Annotated in this window: 13 protein-coding genes and 1 pseudogene; 4 read left to right on the top strand and 10 right to left on the bottom strand. The window is 72.1% G+C overall.

The window, feature by feature from the left end; genetic code table 11:
* The 4 genes and pseudogenes from ABD946_RS33175 to ABD946_RS33160 all read right to left on the bottom strand — a co-directional run.
* Positions 1-1,532 (bottom strand): annotated as a pseudogene (locus ABD946_RS33175) (lamin tail domain-containing protein); the annotation flags it as partial.
* Positions 1,533-1,783: 251 nt separating this feature from the next.
* Positions 1,784-8,140, bottom strand: coding sequence for a DNRLRE domain-containing protein (locus ABD946_RS33170; protein WP_345289363.1), 6,357 nt, complete (start codon positions 8,138-8,140; stop codon positions 1,784-1,786).
* Positions 8,141-8,336: 196 nt separating this feature from the next.
* Complete coding sequence (locus tag ABD946_RS33165) at positions 8,337-8,609, bottom strand: hypothetical protein (protein WP_345289362.1); 273 nt, start codon at positions 8,607-8,609, stop codon at positions 8,337-8,339.
* A 28-nt stretch (positions 8,610-8,637) separates the two neighbouring features.
* A complete protein-coding gene (locus ABD946_RS33160; RefSeq protein WP_345289361.1) occupies positions 8,638-8,832 on the bottom strand; it encodes a hypothetical protein in 195 nt (64 codons plus the stop codon).
* Between the two features lie 214 nt (positions 8,833-9,046).
* On the opposite strand from ABD946_RS33160, the gene ABD946_RS33155 reads away from it, so the two are divergent.
* Positions 9,047-10,033 carry a helix-turn-helix transcriptional regulator gene (locus ABD946_RS33155; RefSeq protein WP_345289360.1) on the top strand — a complete coding sequence of 329 codons (987 nt, stop codon included), beginning with the start codon at positions 9,047-9,049 and terminating at the stop codon, positions 10,031-10,033.
* A gap of 55 nt (positions 10,034-10,088) precedes the next feature.
* On the opposite strand, the gene nicT is transcribed toward ABD946_RS33155, so the two are convergent.
* On the bottom strand, positions 10,089-11,195 hold the full coding sequence (gene nicT, locus ABD946_RS33150) for a Nickel transporter NicT (RefSeq protein ID WP_345289359.1): 1,107 nt from the start codon (positions 11,193-11,195) through the stop codon (positions 10,089-10,091).
* Positions 11,196-11,402: 207 nt separating this feature from the next.
* Here nicT and ABD946_RS33145 point away from each other — a divergent pair, with 207 nt between their 5' ends.
* Together ABD946_RS33145 and ABD946_RS33140 are read left to right on the top strand one after the other, a co-directional pair.
* On the top strand, positions 11,403-12,884 hold the full coding sequence (locus ABD946_RS33145) for a peptide MFS transporter (protein ID WP_345289358.1): 1,482 nt from the start codon (positions 11,403-11,405) through the stop codon (positions 12,882-12,884).
* A 19-nt stretch (positions 12,885-12,903) separates the two neighbouring features.
* A complete protein-coding gene (locus ABD946_RS33140) occupies positions 12,904-14,931 on the top strand; it encodes a CocE/NonD family hydrolase (RefSeq protein WP_345289357.1) in 2,028 nt (675 codons plus the stop codon).
* Between the two features lie 27 nt (positions 14,932-14,958).
* Here the strand turns inward: ABD946_RS33140 and ABD946_RS33135 are convergent, their stop codons facing one another.
* The gene (locus ABD946_RS33135) at positions 14,959-15,627 is read right to left on the bottom strand and encodes a hypothetical protein (protein WP_345289356.1); all 669 of its coding nucleotides are present in this window, start codon (positions 15,625-15,627) and stop codon (positions 14,959-14,961) included.
* A gap of 107 nt (positions 15,628-15,734) precedes the next feature.
* Entirely contained in the window at positions 15,735-16,280 is a 546-nt protein-coding gene (locus tag ABD946_RS33130; protein ID WP_345289355.1) for a Uma2 family endonuclease, read from the bottom strand.
* Between the two features lie 148 nt (positions 16,281-16,428).
* Between ABD946_RS33130 and ABD946_RS33125 the strand changes: the two genes are divergently transcribed.
* Positions 16,429-16,869, top strand: a complete 441-nt coding sequence (locus ABD946_RS33125) for a DUF3052 domain-containing protein (protein WP_345289354.1) — start codon at positions 16,429-16,431, stop codon at positions 16,867-16,869.
* 31 nt (positions 16,870-16,900) lie between these two features.
* On the opposite strand, the gene ABD946_RS33120 is transcribed toward ABD946_RS33125, so the two are convergent.
* The 3 genes from ABD946_RS33120 to ABD946_RS33110 all read right to left on the bottom strand — a co-directional run bounded on the left by ABD946_RS33120 (position 16,901) and on the right by ABD946_RS33110 (position 18,312).
* Positions 16,901-17,152: a hypothetical protein gene (locus tag ABD946_RS33120; RefSeq protein WP_345289353.1), complete on the bottom strand. Its 252-nt coding sequence runs from the start codon at positions 17,150-17,152 to the stop codon at positions 16,901-16,903.
* On the bottom strand, positions 17,149-17,502 hold the full coding sequence (locus ABD946_RS33115; protein ID WP_345289352.1) for a hypothetical protein: 354 nt from the start codon (positions 17,500-17,502) through the stop codon (positions 17,149-17,151). The genes ABD946_RS33120 and ABD946_RS33115 overlap by 4 nt, the downstream gene beginning before the upstream one ends.
* 105 nt (positions 17,503-17,607) lie before the next feature.
* The gene (locus ABD946_RS33110) at positions 17,608-18,312 is read right to left on the bottom strand and encodes a hypothetical protein (RefSeq protein ID WP_345289351.1); all 705 of its coding nucleotides are present in this window, start codon (positions 18,310-18,312) and stop codon (positions 17,608-17,610) included.
* Positions 18,313-18,320: the final 8 nt, after the last annotated feature.

The raw sequence follows: 18,320 nt of genomic DNA, 5'->3' as shown, positions 1-18,320 counted from the left end.
CACTCACGTCCCAACCCCCCTCACCCCCTCTGTGATATCGGTCGGTGACCTCGCGCTCCAGCTGGTTGTCCACGTGCTCGCCGATGGTGTTGGCCACCAGGGTGTAGCCGCCGAAGCGGTTGTAGTCCAGCGGACCCTGGGTGCCGCCGTAGATCTCGTCGCCGACGTTGGCCACCGGGAACGGGCGCTCGGCCTCGGGCAGCGCCGACTGGATCATCAGGCGGCCGGAGTTCTGGCCCTGGTAGCCCAGGTACGCGGCGCCGCCGCGCTCGGTCCGCGGCTCGGTCGGACGGACCGTCACCCAGAGCTCGTGGTACTGGTCGGTGGCCTGGACGACCCGGGCGTGGCCGAGCTTGACGTTCATGCCCTCCAGCGACTCGAAGCGGTCGAGCGCGTAGTCGGCGGGCTTGAGCGGCAGGGCCTCGATCGAGCCGCCGGCCGCCTCCGGGGTGTAGGCCGCCGGGATCGAGGACTCGTCCAGCAGGACGGCCTCGGGCACCGGGTTGCCGGAGGAGCGGACGGTGACCAGCGGGTTGGTCAGCTGGGTGAGCGACTGGCCGCCCGCGCTGAACGCCGGGTAGTACTCGGCGACCTTGCCGGTCACCAGGACCGAGTCGCCGACCTTGACGGCCGGGTCGGCGCTGCCGGTGTAGACGAAGATGCCCTCGCTGGTGGCCGGGTCGGCGTCGGCGTCCGGGTCCTGGAACCAGAAGCCCTTGGAGCCGTAGGCGCGCACGGCGGTGACCACGCCGGGCACGCCCGCGATGGTCTTGCCGGTCAGCGGGGACAGCCGGGTGGTGCCCTGGATGTCGTGGATCCGCACCGTGCCGGGGTCGGTCGGGCCGGTCCCGGTGTCGCCGCCCTCGGCGGCCTCGCCCTTGGAGTTCACCGGGGAGGGCGAACCGGCCTTCAGGTCGGCCGCGTTGTCGTCGGTGTCCGGCAGGCCCGAAGTGCGGGAGACCGAGGCGGTGTTGCTCGCGCCCGCGGCCGGGCCGGAGCCCTCGCGGACCACGGCGGTGCCGAAGCCGACCAGGTCCTTGATCCGCGGCTCGGCCGCGCAGTCGGCGGCGGTCTTGCAGGTCAGCGGGGCGGTGCCCTGGACCAGCGCGACGGTGCCGCTGGTGCCGGAGAGCGCCAGCGAGCCGGTGGCGTCCGGGGTGGGCAGCGCGACGGTGCCGCCGGCCCCGGCGGCCTCGGCCACCAGGTAGCGGCCGCCCGCGGCGACGGTGCCGGTCAGCGGGGTGACGCCCCACTGGGAGTTGGCGCCCGGGGGTCCCGGTCAGGTACTGGACGCTGTAGCCGGCCAGGCTCAGCGCACCGGTGCCCTTGTTGGCCAGCTCGATGAAGTCGTTCTTCAGGACGGCGCCGGAGTTGCCGCCACCGCCGTACACCTCCGCGATGACCGCGTCGGCCGAGGGAGCGGCGATCGCGCCCGGCAGCGGGACGAGCACGAGCGAGGCCGCGACGCCGGCCGGCAGCAGGGTGGCGCGCAGCAGCGCGCGACGCGAACGGGGGGCGGTGGGCTTGGTCACCGGGCAGGACTCCTCGGTCGGATGCTCCGGCGGTCGTGGGGTCGCCGGCAGCTGAGGGTGGGTCAGGTCGCGGACGGCAGGCCGCTACCCGTGTAGATCGATTACCGGCCAGTACCGGCGGGCCAAAGATACGCGCGTAGAAAATGACACGACAAGACTCCGTCAGTTAACAATCGGCAACGGTCCGCACGACGGGAGGCCCGCCGCCCCCTGGGTGGGAGCGGCGGGCCGACGGTCCGTCAGGCGCGGGGTCAGACGTGGCGGCGGAGGTTGCTCGCCAGCTTCTCCCAGGTGTCGTGCGCCCCCTTCCGGTACATCCATCCGGTGATCGGGCAGGTCCAGCTGTCGATGCAGTCGTCCATCCAGCTGTCACCGGCGGTGTGCCCGTGGGTGGTCAGGTAGAGCCGGCCCATGCCGATCCGGTCCGTCCGCCCCTTGGTGATGGTGAACTGGATGTAGGAGTTGCGGCCGTGCACGACGCTGCCCTTGCGGGTGCCGAGCTTCAGCGTGTTCGAGCCGATGTAGGCGACCCGGACATTGAAGTTGATCTTGATCCCGAAGACCGAGTCCCGCAGGTCCATCTTCTGGCCCACGTGGGTGATCTTGTTGGCCCGGCCGGCCAGCGGGAAGATCTTGCCGAAGTGGTCCATCCAGTAGCGGAACAGGCCCTTGGCGCTGCGGGTGCCGTTGCCCAGGTCGAACTTGAACGAGTAGTCCAGCGTGCCGGAGGTGTCCCGGCAGTTGACCGGGTCGCCCGAGCAGTAGACGTAGGCGTTGGAGCCGCCGTTCGGCACCGGGTCGACCGACAGGAAGCGGCCGGTGGCCGGGTTGTAGAGCCGGGCCCCCATCATCACCGCGCCGGTGAGGGTCTCGCTGGAGCGCAGCTTCTCGCCGAGCCAGTTGTACCGGGTGCCCGGCTGGCCCGAGCGCGGGTTGCCGTACTCGTCGTTGTCCAGCACCCGGAGGCTGTCGGCCGGGTCCAGCGGGAGCTGGAGGGCCACGTCGCCGTGGACGTTGGCGAACTGCAGCACCACGTCGCCGGTGGCGGAGGTGGTGGCGCCGAAGGAACCGCCGGCCGTGTCGACCATCCGGGTCAGCTCGCCGGTGGTGGTGTCCTCCGTGATCCAGCGCGGGCTGTCGCTGTCACCGGAGTAGTGGTTGACCTTGCCTCCGGTCTGGCTCCAGGTGCCGTCGGTGTTGCTCTCGACGGTGAACGAGCGGTTGCGCAGGTTGGCGTCCAGCTGCCAGGTCTGCCGCTGGTCGGCGGTGGACTGACGGCGCACCAGGTCGTTGGCGTACCACTCCAGGGAGGAACCGGGCAGCGCCGTGGTGCGGCCCAGCGCGTCGTAGCCGTACCCGGCGTCGACCAGGCGGTCGGCGCTGTCGTAGGCGTGGGTGACGGTGCTGCCGCCGCCGGTGGGGCAGGCCGCGCCGGCCGCGCCCTCGGCGGTGGTCAGCGAGGTCCGGTTGGCCCGCTTGTCGAAGGTGTAGGAGCGCCGGGTGCAGGTGTCGCCCACGGTGTCCTGAACGGTCGTCAGGCGGCCCATCCGGTCGTAGCCGTAGTCCTGCGAGGACCAGCCGGAGTGGCTGGTGAGCTCGCCGTTGGCGGCCCGGGCCACGCTGTCGGCCATCACCACGGCGCCGTCGGAGTCCCGGGTGTAGACCCGGGAGGTGACCGCGCCGGCCGGATCGCGCTCGACGTTCAGGGTGTAGCCGCCGGGCAGCTTCTCGCTGCTCACCTCGCCGTCGGCGTCGTAGGTCACCGCGAAGGTGCCGGCCACCGAGTCCACGGTGCGCACGGCCATGCCGCGCGGCTCGACCGCGGTGTCGTAGACGTAGGTGACGCTGGAGGGCACCGAGTCGGAGGTCCTGGCCAGCCGGTTCAGCAGGTCGTACTCGGCCCGGGTGGTGGCGCCGTCGGCGTCGGTGTACGCGGTCAGGCGGCCCAGCCGGTCGTACTCGCGGGTGATGGTGCCGCCGGTCGGCGAGACGGTCCTGACGGCCCGTCCGGTGACCGGGTCGTACTCGGTGGTGCTCTGCGGGACGGCCTCGCCCAGCCCGCCGGTCAGCTTGACCTCGAGGGCGCGGCCCATCGCGTCGTAGCTGGTGGTGTTGGTGCGGGTGGTCGAGCCCACGGTCTCGGTGACCTTGGTCTGCTGGCCCCACCAGTCGTACTCGGAGCCGATCACCGGCAGGGTGGACGGGTTGCTCCCGCCCCCGGTGACCGCGCCGGCCGGGCCGGTGGTGCAGGCCAGGTCGGCCCACTCGGGGCGGCCCTGGCAGGCGCCGGTGCCGGTGGCGGACCAGTAGCTCGTCACCGTGGTGGCGGCGTCGGTGCCGGTGGCACCGGGCAGCAGCTCCTTGACCGCGCGGCCCTGGGCGTCGTACTCCACGGTGTGGGTGACGGCCTGGCCGTCCGGGTCCTGGGTCTCGCGGACCGGCAGGCCCCTGGCCCAGTCGTAGGCGGTGTCGGTGATCCGCGGGTCCGCCATCAGGGTCGGGTACTCCAGCGGCTGGAGACCGGCGGTGACCCTGGTCACCTGGTCCTCGACCGTGGCGTCGGCGGTGCGGCCCTGGTCGTACTCGCTGACCGTCCAGTTGCGGCCGACCAGGCTGCTGCCGGTGGGTGCCACCGTGGTGGCGCCGTTCTTCAGGTCCGCGGTGAGCTCGACCCGGCGCAGCGGGCCGAAGGTCTCCAACGCCCGGGTGCCGGTGGGGTTGTAGAGCGTGCGGGCGGAGAGCAGCTCGGCCCGGGCGGCCGCGGTCAGCCCGGTGATGCCCAGGTCGGACTGGACCTCGCGGTCCGCCGCGGTGACGCCGAGGGCGACCGCCCGGTTGGCGGCCGACAGGGCGCGGACGGTGTTGCCCCGCGCGTCGTACTCGGTGGTGGTGAGGTGGCCGCCGGGGACGGCGGAGTTCACCTCGCGCCCGGAGGCGTTGGTGTAGGTGATCGCGGCCCGCTTGTAGGCGGCCGGGGTCAGGGCCGATCCGGCGTTGCCGGCCGGCACCGCGTCGGGCGGCAGGATGGCCGTGGCGTCGGTCGGGGCGTCGCTCTGGCCCCAGGCCGCGACGTCCGAACCACCCAGCTGGTAGGGGGCGTTGGCGCCGGAGAGCGGCACGTCGTAGACCACCGTCGTGGTGGCGGTGCCCTCCGGGACGTCCTTGGTGCCCGGCTTGAGGCCGGAGCGGGAGACCGAGAGCAGCATGCCGTCGCCCGCGGTGGCCGAGTTGCCGGCCTTGCCGTAGCTCAGCGTCCACGGCAGGTCGGTGCCCGGGGTCAGCTTGGTGACCCGGCCGGCCGCGTCGTAGTCGTAGGTCACCGGGGCGGCCTGCGGCTGGAGCGGGTTGCGCTGCTCACGCAGCTTGCCGGCGGCGTCGTAGCGGTAGGTGGAGACCACCTTGGCGGTGGCCGCCGCGGCGCCCGGCTCGGTCGCCCAGAGCCTCAACTCCTTGACCTGGCCCGCGAAGTCGCCGAAGGCGGCGTCGGTGCCGGTGGTGGTGTCGGCGTAGACGTACTCCAGCACCCGGCAGCCGGCCGTGCTCGGCACCGCGGCGCAGGTGGCGGCGGTCGCCGCGGAGGTGGGCGCGATCACCAGCTTGGGGCGGGAGAGCTTCTTGCCGCCGACCGTCACCGACTCCGAGGTGACGGTGGTGGTGGACTCGGCGAGGCCGTTCTCGGCGCTCGACGCGATCCGCCAGGTCGGCTGCGCGGCGTCGGCCTTGGTGAAGGTGACGGTGTCGCCGCCGGTGTCCTTCAGGGTGAAGGAGGTGGTGAGGCTGCCGGTGAGGGTGAGCTCCTCGGCGCCCGGCTCGGGCTTCCAGCCGCCGCCGGTGGTGGCGGTGAAGCCGTAGGCCCGGCCCGCGTTGTCCACCAGCGCGACCGAGGTGGCCGAGGTCTGCTTGACGTGGGACCAGGCCGTCTCGTTGATGTCGATGACGGTGCCGGCCGACCACTCCGGGCCGAAGATCGGCGCCTGGCCGTCCTCCTGGGCGCGCGGGTTGCGCGAGGAGAGCGAGCGGGTGGAGGAGATCTGGAACGCCGAGGCGTCGGTGGCCGAGAGGGTGTAGTCACCGGTCAGCAGGTTGAGCGTGCCCGGGCCGTGCGCCTCGACCGGCGCGGTGCCGGCCCTGCGGTCCACCGTCACGGTGTTGGACTCGGAGGCGTCGGTGGCGGTGCCGTCGGTGAAGACCGCGCGCACGTCCACCGTGCCGTCCTGGGCCAGCGTGTCGGTGATGTTCCAGTTCAGCGGCGCGGGCTTGCCCGAGGGGGCGGCGAACGGCCAGGCGGTGACCGCGGCGCCGGTGGTGGTGGTCACGTTGGCGACCGGCACGTCCTTCCAGGCGTCCGCCTCGCCGCGCCGGTACTGGTACCTGACGCCGGTGTAGCTGCTCTTGCCCTCGGCCTGCAGCGAGGTGCGGCGCGCCGGGCGCTCGCCGTCGCCGGGGGCGTTGAGGGCCGAGCCCTTGCCCGCGAAGAAGACGTGGGTGCGGTCGGCCGAGAGGTTGCCCGCCGCGTCCCGGGTGTGCACCGTGACGGTGTGCTGGCCGGCCTTGAAGGCGAGCGCCTTGGTGACCGCGGCGCCGGTGGTGGCGACGGTGACCCAGGCCCCCGAGTCCAGCTTGTACTGGATGTCCTTCACGTCCGAACCCGGCGGCGTGAAGGTGAAGTTGCCGGTGAAGTTGCCGGAGGCGTCGGCACTGCCCGACCAGGCGCCGGCCGGGAAGTCGGTCGAGCCGATGGTGGTCGCGCCGGGCGCGGTGGTGTCCACCGTGAAGGTCTGCCAGGCGGACCAGGTGCCGTTCCAGATCAGGCCGTCGTAGACGGCGGCCCGCCACTTGTACGCGCCGGGGGCCAGCGCGGTGGCCGGGGTCCAGGGGGCGTTGGTGCCGGAGGCGACGAAGGCCGACTTGCCGGTCTGCAGCGCGGCGGTGCCGTTGGCGGCCCAGATCTCGTAGGAGAGCTGGACGGTGTTGCCGTCCGGGTCGCTGGCCTTGCCGGTCAGGGTCGGGGTGGAGTCGTTGGTGAGCGCGCCCGACAGCGGGGAGATCGGCGCGGCCGCACCCGGCTTGGTGTTGTAGGTCACCGACAGGTAGGGCGTGTTGGAGGCCGCGTTGCCGGAGTTGAACTTCTTCCAGGCGTACTCGTCGGTCTCGTCGGTGGCCCGGATGCCCAGGGTGTTGTTGGCGTTGCCGTTGTTGGCCCAGGCCTGCGCCAGCGTGGTGATGTCGGTGTTCACCCAGCCGTCGCCGCAGGTGCTGGAGTAGCCCTTGGTCGAGGTGGAGGAGGCCCACTTCTTGTTCCAACCGGGCTGCGCGGTCCACCGGGTGGCGGTGGTGGCACTGGCCGTGTCCCAGACCTCCCAGCCCTTGGCCGTGCAGGACCAGGAGTGGAAGTTCCAGAGGTTGAGCTTGGCGCTCTGGATCTGCTTGCCGGTGATCTTCGCCATCGGGAACTGCAGGAAGGAGCGGGCCACCTGGCCGGAGCCGTTGTTGCCGAGCTTGAGCTCGGTCTGGCTGGAGACGTCGGTGGCGTAGCCCTGCTGGACGAAGGTGTCGAAGCCGACGCCGAGGTTGACCGCCGGGTCGACGGTGACGGGGTACTGGGTCTTCGGGTCGTTCAGGAAGGCCGCGTCCGGGGTGAGCGTGAGCTCGACGAGGTCGCCGTTCTGACGGACCTTCAGGCCGACCGGGGCGGTGTTCTTGTGGTCACCCGTGCGCGGGTCGACCTGGGCGTCCCACATCACCGGCGCGGGCAGCACGCCCGCCTCCTTGCCGGTCTTCGGGTCGACGAAGGAGACCGAACGGTCCTCGTTCGCCCGGGCGGTGAGGCCCTTGGCGTCCAGGGTCATGGTGACCGAGCCGTTGGCCGCGACGGCCGAGCGGTCCTTCAGCTCCAGGAACTGCTCGAAGCCCGTCCGGGTGGACTCGATGACCAGGTCGGTCGCGGTCAGCGCGTCCGGGTAGCGGGCCTTGGTGCCCTCCAGGACGGGAGTGGGCAGCTCGCCGTGCCAGTTGAGGGTCATGGCCGGGCCGCCCTCACCGCCGTGCAGGGTGACCAGCGGGGTGCTGGGCACGGCCTCGGCCGCGGCGGCCTCCGCCGACGGGGCGCCGGACTTGGCCTTGGCCTTCGGTGCGGCGGCGCTCTTCCCGGCCAGGGTGAGGCCCAGCGGGTGGCCCTTGGCGGTGACCTTGCCGTCGGCCTGCTGGACCAGGGCGACGTCCACGTCCTGCCACCGGCCGCCCGCGTCCTTGAACCGGACCGGGCCGGTGGCCATGTCCTGGGTGGTCGAGCCGTCCGGGTTGGCCCAGAGCGTGACGGTCTCCGAGCGGGCGTCCAGGATCTCGATCCGGCGGTTCTCCAGCCGGGCCTTGACCCGGGCGCTGGCCTCGTCAGCGGCCGTCGCCGGACCGGCCGGCTTCGCCGCGGGCAGCTCGATCCGCGCGGAGTTCGGGGTGACGGCGAAGGCCTGACCGGTGCTCAGCACCGCGACGCCGCACTCGGCGGCCATCAGTACGGAGAGTGCGACCGCCAGTGGCCGCAGGCCGGCGCGGGTGCTCCGCGGTCCGGAGGACGACGGCGGTGTTCCGCCGCCGGGAAGGCGTGACATGGGTCTCCTTCAAGACATGCCCATGACAGCGATCCGTCGGTGACGGGCCGCTGCCGCGGGCGGTTCGGGGGGAGGAAGGGAAACAGGTGGGACCGGCCGGCCGCCGGAAGCGGCGGAAGGAGCGTGGTGGGCCTCCCTCCGCGCGGGCAGGGAGCGCACCCCGGCCTCCGGTCAGCGCAGGGGGTGTGACGGTGGATCAGGCCCGGACGGTGACGGTCAGCCCGGCGTGCGCGGCCGAGCCCAGCACCCGGGCCAGCAGCAGCCGGGCCCGTGCGGACGCCGCGGCGCGGGAGGCCGCGTGCAGGAAGAGCACCAGGCCGATGCCCTCGGGAAGGGCCAGCGCCCGGACGTGCTCCAGCCCGTCGGCCGGAGCGGCGTGCGCCCAGACCGCGTCCTGCACGGCGCCGGCCTCGTCCGGCCCGGGCGGGCCGGCGCCCGGACGGACCAGGACGAGGTCGACGACGTGCACGGCGCGGCTCCGGCGGCGACCCGCCCGGTCAGGCCCGGCCGGACTTGAGCGGGGCGTCCCAGCCGATGCCCTCGCCCGCCTGGACGGTCCGCTTCGGCGGAGCGTCCCAGCCGATCCCGTCGCCGGCCAGGACGGCCTGCACGGGGGAGGCGACGGCCAGCACGGACCAGGCCGCGAGGGCGGTGGTGAGCAGGACGGCGGCACGGCGGGCGGAGTTGGGCACGGTGGTTCCCGGTTCTCTGGAATCTGATCTTCCGACGCCTCGATCCTGCCCTTCCGCCGCCCTCTCCGAGGAGGACCTCCGGCCGACCTGAACCTGCCAGGCAGCATGCTGCCCGGGCCGCCGGGGACGGGCTTGCGCACCGCACGCGCGGAATGTGAAGATCCGGATCACGCGCGCGCGACGCGTACACGACGAGCTGTGGGGGGCTGCCGACGTGCTGGAACTGCTGGGCCTGGATCCGACCGCCGAGACCGTCTACCGCGAGCTGCTGGCCCGCCCGGACGGCTCGCTCGCCGAACTGTGCGAACGGCTCTCGCTCTCCGAGACGGTGGCCCGCGACGCCCTCGACCGGCTCGCCGACCTCACCCTGCTGCGGGCCTCCCGGGACCGCCCCGGCCAGCTGCGCCCCGTCAGCCCGGAGCGCGGCCTGGAGCTGATCCTGCGCCGCCAGGAGGAGGAACTCGCCCGCCGCCAGCAGGAGTTGACGCTCAGCCGGGCGGCCGCCGCACGGGCCGTGGCCGAGTACGCGGACCTGCGCCCGGGCGCCGGCGCGGTGCAGGCCGAGCGGCTCCAGGGGCTGGACGCGATCCAGGCCAAGCTGGAGGTGCTCACCGAGGGCCTGACCGAGGAGTGCCTCTCGGTGATGCCCGGCGGGGCGCAGTCCGCCGCCAGCCTGGAGGCCTCCCGGCCGCTGGACCAGGACGCGATGGCGCGCGGAGTCCGGCTGCTGACGCTCTACCAGGACTCCGTCCGCAACGACCTGCCGACCTTCCTCTACGCCCAGTGGATGGCGGACCACGGCGGCCAGGTGCGCACCGCGCCGATGCTGCCGCCCCGGCTGCTGGTCTTCGACCGCCGGGTGGCCGTGGTGCCGATCGACCCGACCGACACCAGGGCCGGCGCCCTCTGCACCACCGAACCGGGCCTGGTCGCCTCCCTGGTGGCCCTGTTCGAACAGGCCTGGGACACCGCCACCCCGCTCGGCACCGACCCGGCCTCCTGCGGTGAGACCGGCCTCAACCCCACCGAGCGCGAGCTGCTCCGCCTGCTCGCCACCGGCCTCACCGACGAGGCCGCCGGCAAGCGCCTCGGCGTCTCGGTCCGCACCGTCCGCCGCCAGATGGCCGCCCTGATGGAGCGCTTGGACGCCGCCAGCCGCTTCGAGGCCGGCCTCAAGGCGGCCCAGCGCGGCTGGCTCTGAACGCACCGAGGACCCCCGGGCAGCCGCCCGGGGGTCCTCCTGCCGTGACGGTGGCTCAGTCGCGGGCCGCGGCGGCGCCCTTGGCCATCGCGGCCGTCCAGCGCTCCTCGACCCGGGCGAGCTTCCAGTAGCCGTACGCCGCGGCCCAGGTGAGCACGAACAGGCCGACGATGGCGTAGCCGACGAGGTCGAGGTCGATCGCCCCGATCCAGGCCACCGGGCCGGAGGTGATCTCCAGCTTCTCGCCGAGCAGGCCCACCAGCTCGATGGTGCCGATCACCAGCGCGACCAGGACCGAGAGGCCGGTGACGGTCAGGTTGTAGTAGATCTTGCGGACCGGCTTGGAGAGCGCCCACTCGTAGGCGAAGTTCATGAACGAGCCGTCGATGGTGTCCAGCAGGCTCATCCCGGCCGCGAACAGCACCGGCAGCACCAGCAGCGCGTACCAGGGCAGCTGGAAGGCGGCCGCGCCGCCGGCCAGCACCAGCAGCGAGACCTCGGTGGCGGTGTCGAAGCCGAGGCCGAAGAGCAGGCCGACCGGGTACATGTGCCAGGGCTTGGTGACCGCCCGGGTCACCTTGCCGAGGATCCGGTTGAGGAATCCGCGCTTGTCGAGCTGACGCTCCAGCTCGGCCTCGTCGTACTCGCCGACCTTCATCTTGCGGAAGACCCTGAGGATGCCGTTGAAGGCGCCCAGGTTGATCAGGCCGATCAGCAGCAGGAACACACCCGAGACGCTGACCCCGATCAGGCCGGTGACGTCGTGCAGGGTGGAGTCGTCCGACTCGACCTGCCCGGCCAGCGACTGGATGCCGAAGGCGAGCAGCGCGCAGAGGCCGAAGACGATCGAGGAGTGGCCGAGCGAGAACCAGAAGCCGACCGAGAGCGGGCGCTGGCCCTGGCCCATCAGCTTGCGGGTGGTGTTGTCGATGGCCGCGATGTGGTCGGCGTCGAAGGCGTGCCGCATGCCGAGGGTGTAGGCGGTCAGGCCCATGCCGACGCCGAAGACCTGGCCGCCGACGTCGTACTTCTCGGGGGCGACCAGGGCGATCAGGGTGAACCAGCCGACGACGTGCAGGGCCAGCACGAAGCCGCCCATGCCGGCCAGCCTGATCCACTCCTCGCGGGTGAGCCGGTCGCGCAGTCTCGCGGGCGCAGCCATCCGGTGGTCCTCCAGGTAAGTCGTACGAGATGCCCAGTGCGCTGAGCTGGGCCATCCTTCCCCCTGATGACTCCCACTTGCAAGCCGTTCGCAACTGCGCCACCCCGGCGCACGGGCTCACTCGGCAGCGCCCGGCGGCGCCCTGACGGCCGCCCAGCTCACACCCCGTCAGGAAATCGACATAAATGTCCCTTATTGTCTGTTCCTGTGACCACGGACACCGAGCGCAAGGACCCCTCCCTCCTCGACCACTCCTTCTTCGGGCACCCCAGAGGGCTGCTGACCCTCTCCGGCCTGGAGGTCTGGGAGCGGTTCTCCTTCCTCGGCATGCAGGCCATCCTGGTCCTCTACTTCGCCGACTCGGTGGCCGACGGCGGACTGGGCATGGCCCAGGGGACCGCCGCCTCGGTGGTCTCCGCCTACGGAACGCTGGTCTACCTGACCTCGGTGGTCGGCGGCTGGGTCGCCGACCGGATGCTCGGCTCCTACCGCGCGGTGCTCTACGGCGGGGTGCTGATCGCCTGCGGCCACTACGCGATGTCGGTGCCCACCGCCACCATGACCTGGGCCGGTCTCGGTCTGATCGTGATCGGCACCGGCTTCCTCAAGCCCAACGCGGCCACCCTGGTCGGCGGCCTCTACGCCACCGACGACGACCGCCGGGACGCCGGCTTCGCCCTCTACTACATGGCCATCAACATCGGCGCCTTCGCCGGCCCGCTGGTCAGCGGCTGGCTCGGTCAGAACGTGGGCTGGCACTGGGGCTTCTCGGCCGCCGCGATCGGCATGACCTTCGGCGTGGTCCAGTACGTGCTCGGCCGCTCCACCCTGCGGCGCGAGCAGGGCCCGGTGCACCCGCTCGCCCCCGCCGAACGCGTCCGCTGGACCAGGGGCGCGCTGATCGGCGCGGCCGCGGTGGCCGCCGTCGGGCTGCTGCTGTGGGCCGTCGGCTGGCTCACCATGGACCGCACCGTCGACCTGATCACCCTGGTCTCGGTGCTGGCCCCGATCGCCTACTTCGCCGTCATGTTCCGCTCCCCCGAGGTCAGCCGGGAGGAGCGCGGGCGGCTGCGCCCCTACGTGGTGCTCTTCCTGGCCTCGGTGGTCTTCAACCTGGTGCTCTTCTCCTCGTACACCACACTGGCCCTGCTGGCCGTGGACCACGTGGACAACTCGATCTTCGGCTGGCACTTCCCGTCCAGCTGGTGGACCTCGATCCTGGGCGCCATCGAGGTGCTGCTGGCCCCGGTGGTCGCCGCCCTCTGGGTACGGATGGACCACCGCCAGCCGCACGCCTCCCGCAAGATCGCCTACTCGCTGTTCGCCGCCGGGGCGTCCTTCCTGATCCTGGTCCCGGCCACCGCCGGGAAGAGCGGCGACTACCGGATCGCCGGGCTCTGGCTGCTCGGCTGCTACCTGTTCATGGGCGTCGGCGACATCCTGCTGGAGACCACCGGCATGTCCGCCACCAGCAAGCTGGCGCCCCGTCACTTCGCCAGCCAGACCATGGCCGTCTGGTTCCTCTCGCTCGCCCTCTCCCAGGGCATCGCCGCCCAGCTCACCAAGGTCTACGGCGAGGTCTCCGACGCCGCCTACTACGGCTGGCTCGGCGCCCTCGCGGTGGCGGCCGGGGTCGCGCTGTACCTCGCCCTGCCCTGGATGCGCCGGACCATGCACCCCGTCCACTGATCCCTCCCGGAGGACCCCGATGCAGCACCCGTCGCAGTACCCGTACGGGACCACGCGCCAGGACCTGCGCATCCCGCTCTCCGACGGGATCGAGCTGTACGCCCGGATCTGGCGCCCCGTCACCGACGAGCCGGTGCCCGCCCTGCTGGAGTACCTCCCGTACCGGCTGACCGACTGGACCGCCCCGCGCGACGCCCAGCGCCACCCCTGGTACGCCGGCCACGGCTACGCCTCGGTCCGGGTGGACGTGCGCGGGCACGGCAACTCCGGCGGCCTGCCCGGCGACGAGTACTCCGCGCAGGAGCTGGCCGACGGCGTCGAGGTGGTGGAGTGGCTGGCCGCGCAGCCCTGGTGCAGCGGGAAGGTCGGCATGTTCGGCATCTCCTGGGGCGGCTTCAACAGCCTCCAGATCGCCGCGCTGGCCCCCGAGCCGCTCAAGGCCGTCGTCACCGTCTGCTCCACCGACGACCGGTACGACAACGACGTGCACTACATGGGCGGTTCACTGCTCGCGGTCGACATGCACGCCTGGTCAGCCACCATGCTGGCCTTCGTCGCCCGCCCGCCGGACCCGAAGTACGTCGGCGAGGACTGGCGCCGGATGTGGCTGTCGCGCTTGGAGTCCGTCGAACCCTTCGTCCACCCCTGGCTCACCCACCAGGTGCGGGACGACTACTGGCGGCACGGCAGCGTCTGCGAGGACTACGGCGCGATCACCGCCGCGGTGCTCGCCGTCGGCGGCTGGGCCGACCCCTACCGGGACACCGTCCTGCGACTGCTGGAACACCTCGACGCACCGGTGCGCGGCATCATCGGCCCCTGGTCGCACCAGTACCCCGACCGCGGCCTGCCGCCCGGCCCCGCGATCGGCTTCCTCCAGGAGACCCTGCGCTGGTGGGACCACTGGCTCAAGGGCGTCGACAACGGCGTCATGTCCGAGCCCGCACTGCGCAGTTGGATGAACGAGTCGGTCCCGCCCGCGACCGTGTACGCCAACCGGCCCGGCCGCTGGGTCGGCGACGACACCTGGCCCTCCCCCGACGTCCGCGAGGTCGGCTACGGCCTCGACGACGCGCTGCGCACCGCCGGCACCTCCGCCGACCGCTACGTGGAGGTCCGCTCCCCGCAGCACACCGGCATCGACGCCGGGCGGTTCTTCCCCTTCGGCAACGCCTCCGACCTCCCGCCGGACCAGCGCGAGGAGGACGGGCGCTCGGTCTGCTTCGACTCACTGCCGCTGCCCGAGCCGGTGGAGGTCCTGGGGCGGGCCTCGGTGCGGCTGCGGGTGCGCAGCCGGGCCCGGCGCGGGCAGGTCGTCGCCCGGCTCTGCGACGTCGCCCCCGACGGCTCCTCCACCCTGGTCACCCGCGGCGTGCTCAACCTGAGCTCCCGTCAGGGCCGCGACCGGGTGGTCGAATGGACCCCGGGCGAGGTCGAGGACGTCACCTTCGAACTCGTCTCCATCGCCCACGCCTTCCCCGCCGGCCACCGCCTGCGGCTCGCCCTCTCCTCCGCCTACTGGCCCTGGATCTGGCCCCAGCCCGACCCCACCGGCTTCGAGGTCGACCCCGGCCACAGCCGCCTGACCCTCCCCGTCCGCCACCTGGCCGCCGACGCCGGCTCCCCACCGGTCACCTTCGAACCCCCCGAGCAGTCCGAGGGCCTGGACGTCACCTACCCCGAACCCCTCACCGCCCGCCCCGAACGCCTGCTCATCCGCGACGTCGCCACCGGCGAACACCGCCTGGAGGTCGACCCCAACTACGGCGGCACCCGGATCTACCCCGACGGCCTGGTCTACGACGAACACGCCCTGGAGTCCTACGCCGTCCTCGCCGACTCCCCCCTCTCCGCCACCACCCGCTCCGACTGGACCGTCCGCCTCCAACGCCCCGACCTCGGCTGGGACACCACCGTCCGCACCCGCTCCGAAATCACCTGCGACGCCCACCACTTCACCGTCCACAACCACCTCACCGCCCTGGAGGGCGGGGACGTCGTCTTCGAACGGGACTGGCAACGCCGCATCCCGCGCACCGCGAGCTAGCGTCCGTCTCCTCGGTCGGGCCGGGGGCTAATCGAGAGGCGTCCTGGACATCCGACCCGACTTCCACGGGTGGACGAAGCGCTGCCCGGCGATCTCGATGATCGAGCCGTTGCCCGCTTCCAGCGTCCAGTCCAGCAGCTGACGGTGCGCCAGCGTAGCGTTCGGCTCACCGAGTTGGCGGGAGAGCTCGATCTGGAGGCGGTGCCGCCGGTACTTGCGGTCCACGGAGAGCCTGAGCGCCAGTCCGACGGCGAGCATCACGGTGGACAGTCCCGCCACCAGCAGACAGAACTCAGCGGTGGCGTACCCGGCACTGGGTTGCTTGAGGGCCGCCCAGCGGACCGCCGCCGCTATGCCGCAGACCAGGAGCGCACTGCTGCCCATGTACAGCGCCGCGAACATCCGGGTCCGTTGGAGCGAGTGCTTGCGGATCCAGAACCGCCGCAGTTCCTTGTCGACGGCACCCTGCTCGGCCGGCAGGAGCGGAACGCCGGTACTCCGGGCGAGCAGCGTCCGCCTGATCGGCTCGGCGTACTCCAGCAACAGCTCCTCGTTGCGCTGCCGGCTGTCCCGGAACCCGTTGACCGCCTCCAGCGCCGCCACCACGAGCAACGCGGCCAGCACCGCACAGATGATGGCCGCGAAGTCGTTCGACATCGCGAACGTCGCCCCGCCGGACGCCGACTGACTCGCCATCCCCGCTCCTCCCGCCCCACGCCGTCGCCGACGCACCGTCAGAATACGGCGCGCCTCGGCAGGCCGACCCGGGGAATCGTCGATGACCGACGAGCTGGGCGGTGCGATCAGCCGGCGTCCGTCTCCGGCCGGGGCAGTTCGTCCAGGTCGAGGGTGTAGGTGCGTCCGTCGGCCAGCTCGATGGGCAGCTTGCCCGTCCCGTACTTGTGGGTGTGGGCCGCGATGTAGCCGGAGCCGGTGGGCTGAGAGTGGACGACGACCTCGGCGGTGTACGGGTCGACCACCACGTAGACCGGGATGCCGTAGCGGCCGTACTTCGCCGTGCAGTCGTCGTAGTCCTTGCGCGCGGAGGAGACCGACACCACCTCGGCGATCAGCAGCACGTCGTCGAAGCCGTAGCGCTTGCCCTGCCGCTGTGCGTCCTCCCGCAGGATCGCGAAGTCCGGGGCCGAGTTCTCGTCGGCCGGGAAGTCCAGGTAGACGTCGGAGACGGTCTTCGCGTGCCGGCCGAGCGAGAGCGAGTCGATCTGCATCGACTTGATCGTGCTGGAGTGCTCAAAGCTCTGCGGAGTCATGACCACCTTCCCGTCGGTACCGAAGAAGACCACGTACCCAGCGGGGAACTTGGTGTGCATGACCTCGTCGACGCTCATCAAGGGCTCCTTCCTGTCGCCCCTCAGGATATGGGGCCGCCGTCTCGCGCGGGGTCCGCCAAGAGGGTGCCGACCCAGCAGGAGCGGCGGAGTGCGCCAATCATTGGTCCAAGCGTTGATGCACTGACCGTTGCCGAAAGGATTCGACGTGGGTGACCGGGGGCAGGGCTCCGGGGCGCCGGCGGGAGGGTACTCCGGGACTCCGCTCGCCAAGAAGATCGGCATCAGGGCGGGCGACCAGGTGCGGGTGTCGCACCGGCCCGGCGGGTGGGAGGTCCCGGACCTGCCCGAGGGGAGCACGGTCGCGGCCGGCGGTCCGCGGGGGGCCGATGTGGCGCTCGCCTTCCACCGGTCGTTCGCCGTACTGGCCGCGGAGGCCGCCGAACTGGTCGGGGAGCTCGACGATCACGCGATGCTGTGGATCGCCTGGCCCCGGCGGGCGGCCGGGCACGACAGCGACATCACGGAGAACGGGCTGCGGGAGCTGTTCCTGCCGCTCGGCGTCGTCGACGTGAAGGTGGCCGCCCTCGGGGACGACTGGTCGGGGTTGAAGTTCGTCCGGCGCAGGGAGAACCGCGGCTCCCCGTAGCGGCAGGTGGCACGGACGGGCTCGTCGTGGCCTACAGGTACGTGACCTGGACGATGTAGATCTGCTCGTGCCGCACCACGGTCAGGTACTCGAACATGCCGCCCGGAACGTCGGCCGTCCTGCTCCTGGGGTTCTCGCCCCGATACGAGGCCCCGTCCAGGTAGAGGGCCTCCGCAGCTCGAACCAGCTCGTCGGCCTTCTTCTCGACTTCGGCGACGAAGGCCGGCGGCACCTCGCTGATCACGTACTCCTCGCTGGGGAGGTACTCCCAGGACCAGGTCATGTGCCCAGCGCTCGGTACGCGGCTCGGACGATCTCGGCGGCAACGAGCGCATGACGACGGGAGTCATCCGCTTCCGCTGCCACCTGCATCAGGTATTCGGCTCGGCGAAGCTTGGAGGCCGTCGCCGGATACCGCTCGATCTCGACCACGACCGCCCATCGCAGGAGGAACCCGCGGAGAGGATCGAGGGTGTCGGAGTCGATGGCCTTGGTGATCGCTTCGGCCTGCTCGGTCTGCATCTCCAGCAGGCGGTCCGGGGCTACGACAGCAAGGGCAGCCCTGAGGGCGGTGATGGTCCGCTCAGGGCGCGGGATCAGCTCCTCGGCACGGTGCTCCGGTTGCGCGGTCACGTCTCCTCCGTACAGGTAGGCCGCTACCACGCTACAACGCGGCAGGACCACTGATCCTCCGGTTCGGCCGGCACGACGTCTCTCTCCTCCCACCAACCGGTGTGGTCAGTGGGGCCGAGCCTCGGCGTGCGGGGGTTCGGTGGACCAGTCGACGCGGGTGTGCGGGGTGGCCTGGATGGTCTCCAGGGACGGGGTGGCGAGGAGGAGGGCGGCGGTGGGGGTGTCGCAGGCGACGTAGGTGGAGAGCAGGTCGTAGTCGGTGCAGACCACCCAGGTGCGGTCCTCGGGCCACCAGTACTCCGGGCCGGAGTCGCCGACGAGCGCGGCCGCCTCGGTGCGCACGGCCTCCAGCCCGGCCAGCGGGGCGGTGCGCAGCAGCGGGGCGTCGAGGCCGTTGGTGACGGCGGCCAGGTCCCAGGCGTAGTGCACGGGCTGATCCCCCGTCACCGTCTCCAGTGCGCCGGCCAGCGCGCGGCGGCTCGCCGCGTCCAGCGCCCCGTCCTCCGCCACCCAGCGGACGGTGGTCACCTCGCCGTCCTCGTCCTGGGTCTCCAGCCCGTCCTTCAGCCAGCGGTGCGAGAGCTCCGGGAGGAACGGGACGCCCGACCGCTCCGCCCACTCCCGCCAACTCGGGCCCTGGACGGCGCCGTCGAGGCTCTCGAAGCGGTGGAAGATCCGGACGTACGCCTGGTACCCGTCGGGCAGCAGCTGGGACACCAGGTGCCCGGGGCCGGGCTCCGGCCGTCCGAGCCGGGCCGACAGCCAGGCGAGTCCGGTGCCGTCATGGGTCCATTCGCGGTGCTCTGTCACGGTTGCGA

The organism is Kitasatospora albolonga, from assembly GCF_039535905.1.
Taxonomy (GTDB): Bacteria; Actinomycetota; Actinomycetes; order Streptomycetales; family Streptomycetaceae; genus Kitasatospora; species Kitasatospora albolonga.
This window is presented reverse-complemented; position numbering and strand designations above follow the sequence as displayed.

Coding starts and splice junctions, on each gene's coding strand:
- ABD946_RS33170 (WP_345289363.1), bottom strand. CDS start 8,140: ATGTCACGCCTTCCCGGCGGCGGAACACCGCCGTCGTCCTCCGGACCG.
- nicT (WP_345289359.1), bottom strand. CDS start 11,195: ATGGCTGCGCCCGCGAGACTGCGCGACCGGCTCACCCGCGAGGAGTGG.
- ABD946_RS33140 (WP_345289357.1), top strand. CDS start 12,904: ATGCAGCACCCGTCGCAGTACCCGTACGGGACCACGCGCCAGGACCTG.
- ABD946_RS33135 (WP_345289356.1), bottom strand. CDS start 15,627: ATGGCGAGTCAGTCGGCGTCCGGCGGGGCGACGTTCGCGATGTCGAAC.
- ABD946_RS33130 (WP_345289355.1), bottom strand. CDS start 16,280: ATGAGCGTCGACGAGGTCATGCACACCAAGTTCCCCGCTGGGTACGTG.
- ABD946_RS33120 (WP_345289353.1), bottom strand. CDS start 17,152: ATGACCTGGTCCTGGGAGTACCTCCCCAGCGAGGAGTACGTGATCAGC.